Raw genomic sequence first — 13,052 nt, forward strand, 5'->3', positions numbered from 1 at the left:
CGTCTCAGACGAAGCTCCTCGTCGGCAGCGGCTTGCCGTACCACATCTCGATCAGGCGGGCGGCGATCGAGATGCCGTACGGCGGCAGGACGTCGCCGGAGTCGAAGGCCGCGCGGAGTTCGTCGCGCGAGAACCAGCGGGCCTCGTGGATCTCGTCGCCGTCGACGTTGATCTCGGTCGAGGTCGCGCGGGCCATGAAGCCGAGCATCAGGCTGGACGGGAACGGCCAGGGCTGGCTGGCGACGTACTCGACCGGGCCGACGGTGATCCCGGCCTCCTCGAAGACCTCGCGGCGCACCGCCTGTTCGATGGACTCGCCGGGCTCCACGAAGCCGGCGAGCGTGGAGAAGCGGCCCTCGGGCCAGTGGACCTGGCGGCCGAGCAGGATGCGGTCGTCCTCGTCGGTGACGGCCATGATCACGGCGGGGTCGGTGCGCGGGTAGTGCTCGGCGCCGCAGGCGGGGCAGCGGCGGATGTGGCCGGCGGCGGCGATGACCGTGCGCTCGCCGCAGCGGGAGCAGAAGCGGTGGGTGCGCTGCCAGTTCTCCAGGCCGACCGCGTGCACCATCAGGCCGGTGTCCCGGGGGGACAGCAGCAGTCCGGCCTCGCGCAGGCCGGCCGGGCGTGCGGACTGGTCGATACGGCCGGGCAGGGCGTCCTTCTGGAGGGCGAAGTAGCTGACGCCGTCCTCGTCGGTGCCCAGGAAGTAGCGGTGCGCCTCGGTGAGGGGGGCCTCGAAGGAGGGCGTCATGACGAGTTCGGTGCGGCCGTCGGGCGTCTCGTCGATGAGGACCTGGCCGCCGGAGACCACGAAACAGCGGGTGTCGGGGTGGCTCCAAGCCGCCGCGAGCCAGGCTTCGTCGAGCCGGTGGTGGGCGGCGCGGTCGATGCCGCTCGGGGCGGTGAGCGAGATGGGTCGGTCGGCTGTGTGGTCGGTCCAGGTGGTCACGGGTGCTTCCAACTCCCCCAGTGCAACGGATGTTTCAGCGGGCGGTTCAGCGGGACGAAGGGCGGGAGGAGAACGGGTGGGGCGGGGCGGGCGGGGCGGCCCTTCCAGTGTGCCCCGCCCACGGTGCCGCTCCGGACGGCGTCGGTGGCTCAGGGGGCATGGCGCCAGTTCTCGGCGAGGTCGCCCCACAGGTAGGCGCTGGTCTCGACGCCCTTGAGGAGGAGGTCCAGCTCGACCTTCTCGTTCGGGGCGTGCCAGCCGTCGGAGGGGACGGAGATGCCCAGGAAGAGGACGGGTGCGCCGAGAACGTCCTGGAGGTCCGCGGCGGGTCCCGAGCCACCCGATCGGGTGAACCGGATCGGTCCCTCGAAGGCCCGGCCCATGGCGCGGGCGAGCGACTGGAGGCCGGGGTGGTCGAGCGGTGTCAGGCACGGGCGCGTGGCCGGCAGGAAGGTGATCTCGGCGCGGATCCCGGCGGGGATCCGCTCGGTGGCCCAGGCCCGGACGATCTTCTCGATGTGCTCTGGTTCCTGTCCGGCGACCAGCCGGAACGAAAGCTTCAGCAGGGCCGAGGACGGGATGATCGTCTTGCTGCCGGGGCCCTGGTAGCCGCCGCCGATGCCGTTGACCTCGGCGGTGGGGCGGGCCCAGACGCGCTCCAGGGTGGTGTGCCCGGCCTCGCCCTCGGTGGCGTACGAATGCGCTTCGCGCAGCCAGCTCTCCTCGTCGAACGGCAGCTCGGCCCACAGCTGCCGCTCGCGGTCGCTGAGCTCGACGATGCCGTCGTAGAACCCGGGGATCGCCACGCGCGCGTGCTCGTCGTGCAGGGCGGCGACCAGGCGGGCCGCGACGGTGGCGGGGTTGGGGACGGCACCGCCGAAGGCTCCGGAGTGGATGTCCTGGTCGGGGCCGTGCAGGACGATCTGGCACTCGGCGAGCCCGCGCATGCCCGTGCACACGGTGGGAGTGTCCTCGGACCACATGCCGGTGTCGGAGACGATCACGGCGTCGGCGGCGAGCCGCTCGGCGTGCTGCTCGACCAGGGCCCGGAAGTGCGGCGAGCCGGACTCCTCCTCGCCCTCGATCAACAGCTTGAGGTTGACGGCGGGTGCGGTGCGGCCGGTGGCGGCGAGGTGGGCGCGGACGCCGAGTGTGTGGAAGAACACCTGGCCCTTGTCGTCGGCCGCCCCGCGCGCGTAGAGCCGGTCGTCCCGGACGACCGGTTCGAAGGGGTCACTGTCCCAGCCGTCCTCGCGGGCGGCGGGCTGGACGTCGTGATGGCCGTAGACCAGGACCGTGGGCGCGTCCGGGTCGCCGGCGGGCCACTCGGCGAAGACGGCCGGGGCGCCCGGTGTCTCCCAGACCTCGGCGGTCGGGAAGCCGGTCTCCGTCAGTCTGGCGGCGAGCCAGTCGGCGCTGCGGCGTACATCGGGAGCGTGGTCGGGCTGAGCCGACACAGAGGGGATCCGCAGCCATTCGGCGAGGTCGGCGAGGAAGGCGGCGCGGTGCTGCTCGATGTACGTACGGACGGCGCTGTCCGGGGTCTGGCTCATGGTCACGAGCCTATCGGCCCGGACCGACATCCTCGGCGGGCGGTTCGTCACACTCGGCTTGTCCGACGATCAGCCTTTCCAGGGCGGCCCGGTCCGGCAGACCGTCCGGTCGTTCGACCTCGCCGGTGCGTACGTGCACGAACGCGGCCGTGACCGACTCGGGCGGCACGCCCTGCTGCTCGGCCCAGCCGATCCGGTAGATCGCCAGCTGGAGCGGGTCGGCGGGGCGGGTGCGGCTGGTCTTCCAGTCGACGATCTCGTACGTCGTCCCGTACGTGGCCCCGTCGCCGTGGTCCGTCCGGTAGACGGCGTCGATACGGCCTCTGACGACCCGGCCCGCGAGGGAGAGCTGGAAGGGGGCCTCGACGCGGTACGGCGTGCGGTGGGCGTACTCGGTGCGTTCGAAGGCCTCCTTGAGGGCTTCGAGGTCGCGTTCGTCGGCGATCTCGGCGTCGCTGCCGGGCAGCTCGTCGGGCTCCAGCATGGGCAGCGTGAGCTCCTCGAAGCGTGCCTCGACCCAGGCGTGGAACCGGGTGCCCCGGCGTGCGGCCGGCTGCGGGGGGCGTGGCATGGGGCGCGCGAGTTCCTGTGCGAGCCCGTCCGGGTCCTCGGCCAGCCGCATCAGCTGGCTCGCAGACAGCGTGGCGGGGAGGGGGACGTCGGTGATGTTCCGGCGGGCGCGCAGCAGCTCTCCGGCGAGCGCGTCGAGGTCGCGGTCCCAGGCGGCGATGGTGCGGGCTTCCTCGGGGGTGAGGAGGGCTTCCTCCGAAGTGGGGAGGATGCGCTCGGGTTCCGGGGTGCTGTCAGGTGCCGGCGTGCGCTCGGCGGGCACGTCTGGGGGCGTGGCCTGGTGCGGGACCGTGGGGCGGTCGGTGCTCCAGGAGTCCCAGTCGGCGGAGTCCGCGTCCGGGAAGTCGTCCGCGTAGGGGGCGGGTTCCTCGTCCTCGGGCGGCGGGGGCCAGTCCGGGTCCTCGACGGCGGCCCCATCGTGGTCGGCGGGAGCGCCTCCGTCGGTGCCGGCCGTGAGCGCGTCCAGGTGGGCGAGGACGGTCTCGGCGGCCGCGCGGCGGCGGGCCAGGGCGGCCTCGTCCAGGGGCAGCGGCCACACCTGGTCCGCGCTCACCGCGTGCAGGGCCGGGTTCTCCTCGTCCTCCTCGGGTTCGTCGGCCCAGGTCTCGATCTCGCCGTGCCCGGCGGTGCAGTGCTCGTACAGGGCCTGGAGGAAGTCGGACGGGCCGCGCGGCTTCTTCTGGCTGGGGCCCCACCAGTGGCCCGAGCCGAGGAGCAGGGAGCGGGGGCGGGTGAAGGTGACGTAGCCGAGGCGGAGTTCCTCGGTGTGCTGGTGCTCTTTCATGGCCTCGTGGAAGGCCTTCATGCCCCGCGAGTCCCAGGCCTCGACGTCGGGCAGGGTGGCGGTGTCGCCGCGCAGGGCGTGCGGGAGCACCTTGGCCTGGGCGGTCCACTTCTCGCGGCCCTGACTGCTCGGGAAGGTGCCCTTGACCAGCCCGGGGACGGCGACGACGTCCCATTCCAGGCCCTTGGACTTGTGCGCGGTGAGCACCTTGACGGTGTTCTCGCCGCCGGGCAGGGCGTTGTCGAGGCCCTTCTCGTACTGGGCGGCGGTGCGCAGGAAGCCGAGGAAGGCGAGCAGGGTCGCCTCCTGGTCGCCGGCCGCGAAGGACGCGGCGACGTCCAGGAAGTTGGACAGCGTCTCGCGGCGGCGGGCGGCCAGCGCGTGCGGGGACGCGGACAGCTCCACCTCCAGGCCGGTGACGGCGAGGACGCGGTGCAGGACGTCCATCAGCGGGTCGGACAGGGAGCGGCGCAGCTCGCGCAGTTCGGTGGCGAGGCGGGCGAAGCGCACGCGCGCGTCCGGCGAGAACGGCAGCCCGTCGTCCCCCTGTCCGGCCCGTTCGCCGTCGAACGGCAGCTCCAGGAACGTGTCCAGGGCGTCCGCGAGGGATATCACCTCGGCGGGGTCGACGCCCTCGACGGCCTCGGCGAGCCTGCGGTCCGGGTCGTCGGCGTCGCCCACGCGCGCGCGGGACACCAGCAGCCGGGCGCGGCGGCCGAGGAGGGCGAGGTCGCGGGGGCCGATGCGCCAGCGCGGGCCGGTCAGCAGCCGGACCAGGGAGGCGTTGGCCCCCGGGTCCTGGAGCACCTCGCAGACGGCGACGAGGTCGGCGACCTCGGGCAGGTGCAGCAGCCCGGAGAGGCCGACGACCTCGACGGGGACGTCGCGGGCGACGAGGGCGCCCTGGATCTCCGCGAAGTCGGTCGCCGTGCGGCACAGGACCGCGATCTCGCCGGGTGCCGTGCCGGTGCGGACGAGGTGGGCGACCGAGTCGGCGATCCAGTCCATCTCCTCGGCGTGGGTGCGCAGCAGGGCGCAGCGGACCATGCCGTCCCGCTCGGCGCCCGGGGCGGGGCGCAGGGCCTGCACGCCCGCGTGCAGGGCGCGCAGCGGCTCGGCGAGGCCGTTGGCGAGGTCGAGGAGACGGCCGCCGCTGCGCCGGTTCTCGCTGAGCGCCTGGCGGGTGGCGGGGCGGCCGTCGGCGTGCGCGAAGTGCTCGGGGAAGTCGTCCAGGTTGGCGACGGAGGCGCCGCGCCAGCCGTAGATGGCCTGGCAGGGGTCGCCGACCGCGGTCACGGGGTGGCCGGTGCCGTCTCCGAACAGGCCCGCCAGGAGCACGCGCTGGGCAACCGAGGTGTCCTGGTACTCGTCGAGGAGGACGACCCGGAACTCGTCGCGCAGCAGCCTGCCCACCTCGGCGATGCCGGCCAGCACCGCGGACAGCGCGATCTGGTCGCCGAAGTCGAGCAGGTCCCGCTCCCGCTTGGCGGCCCGGTAGCGGACGACCAGCTCGGCCAGTTCACGGCGCGCGGCGGCCGCCTCGGGGACCTTGCGCAGGTCGGCGTTGCCGAGCTTCACGCCTGCCAGGGTGTTCAGCAGTCCGGCGTCCCAGGCCCGCAGGTCCTCGGGGCGTACCAGGTGTTCGGCGAGCTCGGAGTCGAGGGTGAGCAGGTCGCTGACCAGGTCGGCGAAGGAGCGGGTGAGGGCCGGATAGGGGCCGGGGGCCTCGCGCAGCACGCGCGCGGCCAGCTGGTAGCGGGTGGCGTCGGCGAGCAGCCGGGAGGTCGGCTCCAGGCCGATGCGCAGGCCGTGGTCGGTCAGCAGCCGGCCCGCGAAGGCGTGGTACGTGGAGATGACGGGCTCGCCCGGCGGGTTGTCGGGGTCGATGACGTCCGGGTCGGTGACGCCGGCCCTGACGAGTGCCTTGCGGACGCGTTCGGCGAGTTCGCCGGCCGCCTTGTTGGTGAAGGTCAGGCCGAGGACCTGCTCCGGGGCCACCTGCCCGGTGCCGACCAGCCAGACCACGCGGGCCGCCATCACCGTCGTCTTGCCCGACCCGGCCCCGGCCACGATCACCTGCGGGGCGGGCGGCGCGATGATGCAGGCCGTCTGCTCCGGGGTGAACGGGATGCCGAGGAGCTCCTTGAGCTGCTCGGGGTCGGTGATACGGGCGGGCATGAGGAAAGAGGCTAGCGGCGGACACTGACAATCGACGAAACAGCGCAATCGCCTACACAGCGCTCACTCCACCACGTGCCGCCCCTCCGGCCGAGCGCTGCACGAGGCGCGGAAGGCGCAGTGGGTGCAGTGCTGGCCGGTGGTCGGCGCGAACCGCTCGTCGAGGACCTTGCCGGCGGCGGTGGCCAGCAGCTCTCCGACCCACTCCCCCTCCAGCGGCTCCTGCGCCTGCACCTTGGGCAGGGTCTCGCCGCCGTCCCGCTGGGCCGCGCCCTGTCTGAGGTGGACCAGTTCGGCGCCGCCGGGCTCGGGCCGGGCGCCGTCGAAGGCGTCGTCGACCGCGCCCTCGCGGACCGCGAGCTGGTAGACGGCGAGCTGCGGGTGCCGGGCCACCTCGGCCGTGCTGGGCGCCTGTTTGCCGGTCTTGAAGTCGACGACGTACGCGCGTCCCTCGCCGTCCGCCTCCACGCGGTCCATCTGGCCGCGGATGCGCACCTCGTAGTCGCCCGCTCCGAGGGTGACGTCGAAGTCCTGCTCACTGGCGACCGGGGTGCGGGCGGTGCGGGCCAGGACGTGCCACTTCAGGAAGCGTTCGAGCGCCACGCGCGCGTTGTCCTTCTCCTGCGCCGACTTCCAGGGCGCGTCGAAGGCGAGCGCGTTCCACACCGAGTCCAGCCGCTCCATGAGGACGGCGAGGTCGGCGGGGGTGCGTCCGGAGGCGACCTCGTCGGCGAGGACGTGCACGACGTTGCCGAAGCCCTGCGCGGTGGTGGCGGGCGCGTCGGCCTTCACCTCGCGGCCCAGGAACCACTGCAGGCTGCAGGTGTTGGCGAGCTGGTCGAGGGCGCTGCCGGAGAGCACCACGGGCTGGTCGCGGTCGCGCAGCGGCACCTTGCTCTCGGTCGGCTCGTACATGCCCCACCAGCGGTAGGGGTGGGCGGACGGCACCAGGGGGCGGCCGTCCTCGTCGGCGAGGGCGGCCAGCCGGGCCAGGCGGCGGGCGGCGGCCTCCCGCAGGACGTCGGACACGCGCGGGTCGACGGTGGTCGCGCGCAGCTCGGCGACCAGGGCGGCCACGGCGAGCGGACGGCGGGGCCGGCCGGTGACGTCCTGGGGTTCGACGCCCAGCTCGGTGAGGAACCGGGAGGGCTGGTCGCCGTCGTCCGCGGGGGCCTTCACGGCGGTGACGACCAGGCGTTCACGCGCGCGTGTGGCGGCGACGTAGAACAGGCGGCGCTCCTCGGCGAGCAGCGCGCCCGGGGTGAGCGGTTCGGCGAGTCCGTCGCGGCCGATGCGGTCGGCCTCCAGGAGCGAGCCGCGGCGGCGCAGGTCCGGCCACAGGCCCTCCTGGACGCCGGCCACCACAACCAGGCGCCACTCCAGGCCCTTGGCGCGGTGCGCGGTCATCAGGCGGACGGCGTCGGGGCGTACCGCGCGGCCGGCGAGGGTGTCGGCGGCGATGTCCTCGGCCTCGATCTCCGCGAGGAAGTTCAGCGCGCCCCGGCCGCCGCTGCGCTCCTCCGCGCGGGCGGCGGTGGCGAACAGGGCGCACACGGCGTCCAGATCACGGTCGGCGTTGCGGCCGGCCGCGCCGCCGCGCCGGGCGGAGCGCTCAAGACGGGAGGGCCAGGGCGTGCCGTTCCACAGGACCCACAGCGCCTCCTCGGCCGTACCGCCGCCCGCGAGGCGCTCCCGGGCCTTCCTGAGCAGCGCACCGAGCCGCTGCGCCCCGCGCGCGTACCCGGGGTCGTGCACGGCCAGGCGCTCGGGCTCGGCGAGCGCCCGCGCGAGCAGTTCGTCCGACGGGGGCGGGAACGCGTTGCCAGCCGCCCGCTCCTCGTCGCGCAGGGCACGGCCGAGGCGGCGCAGGTCGGCGGCGTCCATGCCGGCGAGGGGCGAGGTGAGCAGGGTCAGCGCGGTCTCGGTGTCGAGCCAGCAGGAGGGCGCTTCGGGCGCTTCCTCCTGGGCGCTCGCGGCATCCTCTTGGGCGCTCGCGACCTCCTCCTGGGTGCTCGCGGCATCCGCAGCCGCCACCGCCCGCAGTGCCGTCAGCAGGGGCGCCACCGCCGGTTCGTGGCGCAGCGGCACGTCGTCGCCGTCGATGTCCAGGGGCACGCCGGCCGCGGTGAGGGCGCGGCGGACCGTCGGGATGGTGTGGGAGCCGGCGCGCACCAGGACGGCCATGTCGCTCCAGCGGACGCCGTCCTCCAGGTGCGCCCGGCGCAGGATGTCGGCGATGTTGTCCAGCTCGGTGCCGGACGTGGGGTACGTGTAGACCTCGACGCGGCCGCCGTCCCGCGCAGCGGTGAGCTCGCGGTGGGCACGCACCTTGTCGGCGGGCAGCCGGGTCAGCGGCATCCGTCGGGTCAGCAGCCGGGTCGCGGCGAGCAGGCCGGCCCCGGACCGGCGGGACGTGCGCAGCACCTCCATCGGGGCGGGACGGCCGTCCACGCGCGCGAAGGCCGACGGGAAGTCCAGGATGCCGTTCACGTCGGCGCCGCGGAATGTGTAGATCGACTGGTCCGGGTCGCCGAACGCGACCAGCGTGCGGCCGCCGCCGGCCAGGGCGTGCAGCAGGCGCACCTGGGCCGGGTCGGTGTCCTGGTACTCGTCGACGTACACGGCGTCGTAACGCCCTGCGAGGTCCAGGGCGACCTCGGGGCGGTGGGCGAGCAGCACCGCGCGGTGGACGAGTTCGGCGTAGTCGAGGACGCCCTGGAGGTCGAGGACGTCGAGGTACTCGGCGAGGAAGGCGGCCGCGGCTCCCCAGTCGGGGCGCCCGATGCGGCGGGCGAAGGCGTCCAGGGCGGCCGGGTCCAGGCCCAGTTCGCGGCTGCGGGCGAGGACCGCGCGGACCTCGTCGGCGAAGCCCCGGGTGGTGAGGCAGGCGCGCAGCTCGTCGGGCCAGCGCACGTGGTTCAGCCAGAGCCGCTCCAGGTCGGGCTGGCCGGCCAGCAGCTCGCGGACGGCGACGTCCTGCTCGGGTCCGGACAGCAGCCGCAACGGGTCCACGAACAGGCCGCTGTCCTGGTGGGCGCGGACCAGCGCGTAGCAGTACGAGTGGAAGGTGGTCGCCCGGGGCGCGCGGGCCGCGCCCACCCGCAGGGCCATGCGGTCGCGCAGCTCGACGGCGGCCTTGCGGCTGAACGTCAGCACCAGGATCCGCTCGGGGTCCGCGCCACGGGCGATCCGCGCGGCCACGGACTCCACCAGGGTGGTGGTCTTGCCGGTGCCGGGACCCGCGAGGACGAGGAGCGGCCCGGACCCGTGGTCAACCACGGCATGCTGTGCGGCGTCCAGACGAGGGGGATCCACGTCGGCCGGCGGGGTACGGACCAGTCGGTAAGCGCCACGGTTCCCCTGCCGCCCCTGTTGGTGCGGCAGGCGCCTGGTGGAGGAAGAGGAGCTCACGTGGTTCGCCGGTCCTGGTGGGTGTGCTGGTCGGTGCGCGGTCGCGCGTGCGCGGGGGTGGCCGCGGGGTGAGCGGGACACGCGCAGCCGACGCTACGCCGACGAACCGGGCGGAAGCAGAGCTTCCGCTTCTTCCCGTCCGCCTCGTGCGGCGCTCGCGGCACGCGCGCCGCACACCTCACGAACGTACGTCATGCCACGGACGTCCCCGGTGTCCCTCGTACGGGCCACGGGTTCCCCCCGAGGGCCTCCGATGGCGGAAGCTGTCAGGTGTGAGCCCCCGCGTCCGCGCCGCCGTCCCACCGCGCCCGCTTCATGTCGAGCCGCGGCAGATGGCCCTCCGCGGCCCTGCTCGCGTCCTTCAGCGGGGTGCCCTCGGCGCGGTAGTGGTCCAGCGCGCCCAGTTCGTGCCCCGGGAGCAGCACCCCGTCGGCGCGCACCACCCGCCACCACGGGACGGCACCGCCGTAGAGGGACATCACCCGCCCGACCTGGCGCGGGCCTCCCTCGTCCAGCCACTCCGCGACGTCGCCGTACGTCATCACGCGCCCCGGCGGGATCCGCTCGGCGACCTCCAGGACCCGCTCGGCGTACTCGGGCAGCTCGTCCGCGTACCCCTCTCGGGTGTCCTCGGGAAGGCTCTGCTCGCTCATTCGCCCCATCCTGCCGCACCCCACCGACAACCGGCGCGGTCCGCGGCGGGCCTCCGCCTCGCCCTCCCGCCGCGCTTGGGGCAGACTGTGCGCCCCCGCATCTGCACCCTGATGCCCTCGGGTGTCGGCGGAGCATGCCACCATCGTGCGGGCGGTGACTGGTGATACGAGATCAAGAAGAGACGACCGAGCAGCAGGGCGTGCACCCCGAGGGCGGGGCGGGCACCTCTGACGCTGCCGCACGCCCGGACGCGCCCGGATCCGACACCGCGCACCCGGACTCCGCGCACCCGGACACCGCGGACCCCGGCGCCGTCGAAGCGGAAGCCGAGGCGGAACACGGGTGCGACGAGGCCCACGCCGACGAGGTGGAGGGCGACGAACCGCTGCTCCCCGCACGCGTGCACCGCCCCTCCGACCTCATGCGGCTCCTGGTCGGGGTGCTCGCCGTCGCCGTCCTGCTCGGCATCGCCGCGTTCGCGCACGGCACCACCTCAGGGCTCGAACAGGACATCAACAAGGGCACCGGACAGGCCCCGGACCTGCTGATCAGGTTCGCGGGGCTGGCCTCCAGCATCGCGATCCTGCTGGTGCCGGTCGCGTTCGCGATCGAGCGGCTGATCAAGCGGGACGGGCTGCGCATCGCCGACGGTGTGCTCGCGGCCGTCCTCGCCCACGGAGTGACTCTCGCCACGGACCTGTGGGTGGCCAGGGCCGCCCCGGACTCCATCCAGGAGGCGCTCACCCAGCCCTCCCCCGGTGACATCCACGCCCTCACCGACCCGGTGCACGGCTATCTCGCGCCCGTCATCGCCTACATGACGGCCGTCGGCATGTCCCGGCGGCCGAGATGGCGCGCGGTGCTGTGGATCGTGCTGCTGCTCGACGCGTTCTCCATGCTCGTCACCGGCTACACCACACCGTTCTCGATCATCCTCACGGTGCTGATCGGCTGGACCGTCGCCTACGGCACGCTGTACGCCGTCGGCTCCCCCAACGTCCGCCCCACCGGACGGACCCTGCTGGCGGGCCTCAGGCACGTCGGCTTCCACCCGGTCGGCGCGGCCCGCGAGGAGGCCCTGGACACCGAGAACGGCGACCGGGGCCGGCGCTACTTCGTCACCCTGGAGGACGGCCCGCCGCTGGACGTCACGGTCGTCGACCGGGAACAGCAGGCCCAGGGCTTCTTCTACCGGGCGTGGCGCAACCTGACCCTGCGCGGCTTCGCCACCCGCTCCAGCCTCCAGTCCCTGCGCCAGGCCCTGGAGCAGGAGGCGCTGCTGGCGTACGCGGCGATCGCGGCCGGCGCCAACGCGCCCAAGCTGATCGCCACCTCCGAGCTGGGCCCCGACGCCGTGATGCTCGTCTACGAGCACACCGGCGGCCGCACGCTCGACTCGCTGGCCGACGAGGAGATCACCGACGAACTGCTGCGCCACACCTGGCACCAGGTGCAGGCGTTGCAGTCGCGCCGGATCGCGCACCGCAGGCTCGCGGGCGACGCCATCATGGTGGATCGTTCCGGCACGGTGATCCTCACCGACCTGCGCGGCGGCGAGATCGCGGCCGGTGAACTGCTGCTGCGCATGGACGTCGCCCAGCTGGTCACCACGCTCGGGCTGCGGGTGGGCGCCGAGCGGGCGGTGGCCTCGGCGGTCGGCGTGCTCGGCCCCGACGCCGTCGCCGACTGTCTGCCGATGCTCCAGCCGATCGCGCTGACGCGCTCCACGCGCGCGACGCTGCGCAGACTGGCCAGGGAGCGCGCCCAGCGCGAGCGGGACGCGGTCCTGGAGGCGTCCCGGCAGGCCAAGCAGGCCCGCGCGGAGGAGGCCGAGAAGCCCGACAAGAAGACGGTGCGCGCCGAGCAGCGGGCCGAGAAGCGGGCCCTGGACGACGCGCTGGAAGAGGCCCGCGAGGAGGACCTGCTCACCCAGATCCGGCACCAGGTGCTGAAGATCAGGCCGCAGGCACCCGTCGAGCCGGCCCGCCTGGAGCGGGTGCGGCCGCGCACGCTGATCAGCGTCTTCGCCGGCGCGATCGGCGGGTACTACCTGCTGACCCAGCTCACCCACATCGAGTTCGGCCCCCTGGTCGCAAACGCCCAGTGGGGCTGGGTGCTCGCCGCGGTGCTGTTCTCGGCGATCAGCTACGTCGCCGCCGCGATGTCGCTGCTCGGGTTCGTGCCGGAGCGGGTGCCGTTCGTGCGGACCGTGGCAGCGCAGCTCGCCGGGTCGTTCGTGAAGATCGTCGCGCCCGCCGCGGTCGGCGGTGTCGCCCTCAACACGCGCTTCCTGCAGCGCGCGGGCGTGCGCCCGGGGCTCGCGGTCGCGAGCGTGGGCGCCTCGCAGCTGTTCTCGCTCGGCTGTCACATCCTGATGCTGCTGTCCTTCGGCTATCTGACCGGCACCGAGAAGACCCCGTCGCTGTCGCCGTCCCGCACGGTCATCGCGGGCCTGCTGACCGTCGCGGTACTGGTCCTCGTGGTGACCTCGGTGCCGTTCCTGCGGAAGTTCGTCAGCACGCGCGTGCGGTCGCTCTTCGCCGGTGTCGTGCCGCGCATGCTGGACGTGCTCCAGCGGCCGCAGAAGCTCGTCACCGGCATCGGCGGCATGCTGCTGCTGACCGCCTGCTTCGTGATGTGCCTGGACGCCTCCATCCGCGCGTTCGGCGACGATTCGAGCTCGCTCAGCATCGCCAGCGTCGCCGTCGTCTTCCTCGCCGGCAACGCGCTCGGCTCGGCGGCGCCGACCCCGGGCGGTGTCGGCGCGGTCGAGGCGACCCTGACCGTCGGCCTGATCGCCGTCGGCCTGCCCAAGGAGGTCGCTGCGCCCGCCGTCCTGCTGTACCGGCTGCTGACCCTGTGGCTGCCGGTCCTGCCCGGCTGGCTCGCCTTCAACCACCTCTCCCGCAAGGGCGCGCTCTAGGGCCGTACCTCGGACGGCTCGCGCCCCGCG

Annotated in this window: 6 protein-coding genes; 1 reads left to right on the plus strand and 5 read right to left on the minus strand. The window is 74.0% G+C overall.

Annotation, left to right across the window (positions count from 1 at the left end):
• Window positions 1-4: 4 nt before the first annotated feature.
• The 5 genes from nudC to ABT137_RS21250 form a co-directional block, all read right to left on the minus strand.
• Window positions 5-949 (minus strand): NAD(+) diphosphatase, encoded by a 945-nt coding sequence (nudC, locus tag ABT137_RS21230; protein ID WP_351711053.1) that lies wholly within the window; start codon window positions 947-949, stop codon window positions 5-7.
• A gap of 149 nt (window positions 950-1,098) precedes the next feature.
• Window positions 1,099-2,502 carry a dipeptidase gene (locus ABT137_RS21235; protein WP_351711055.1) on the minus strand — a complete coding sequence of 468 codons (1,404 nt, stop codon included), beginning with the start codon at window positions 2,500-2,502 and terminating at the stop codon, window positions 1,099-1,101.
• 10 nt (window positions 2,503-2,512) lie between these two features.
• A complete protein-coding gene (locus ABT137_RS21240; RefSeq protein WP_351711057.1) occupies window positions 2,513-6,034 on the minus strand; it encodes an ATP-dependent helicase in 3,522 nt (1,173 codons plus the stop codon).
• A gap of 63 nt (window positions 6,035-6,097) precedes the next feature.
• Complete coding sequence (locus ABT137_RS21245; protein ID WP_351711059.1) at window positions 6,098-9,445, minus strand: ATP-dependent helicase; 3,348 nt, start codon at window positions 9,443-9,445, stop codon at window positions 6,098-6,100.
• 266 nt (window positions 9,446-9,711) lie between these two features.
• On the minus strand, window positions 9,712-10,098 hold the full coding sequence (locus ABT137_RS21250; RefSeq protein WP_351711061.1) for an MGMT family protein: 387 nt from the start codon (window positions 10,096-10,098) through the stop codon (window positions 9,712-9,714).
• Window positions 10,099-10,259: 161 nt separating this feature from the next.
• Here ABT137_RS21250 and ABT137_RS21255 point away from each other — a divergent pair, with 161 nt between their 5' ends.
• A complete protein-coding gene (locus ABT137_RS21255) occupies window positions 10,260-13,022 on the plus strand; it encodes a lysylphosphatidylglycerol synthase domain-containing protein (protein WP_351711063.1) in 2,763 nt (920 codons plus the stop codon).
• Window positions 13,023-13,052 lie beyond the last annotated feature (30 nt).

It is taken from the genome of Streptomyces sp. NPDC001980 (assembly GCF_040296885.1).
GTDB lineage: Bacteria > Actinomycetota > Actinomycetes > Streptomycetales > Streptomycetaceae > Streptomyces.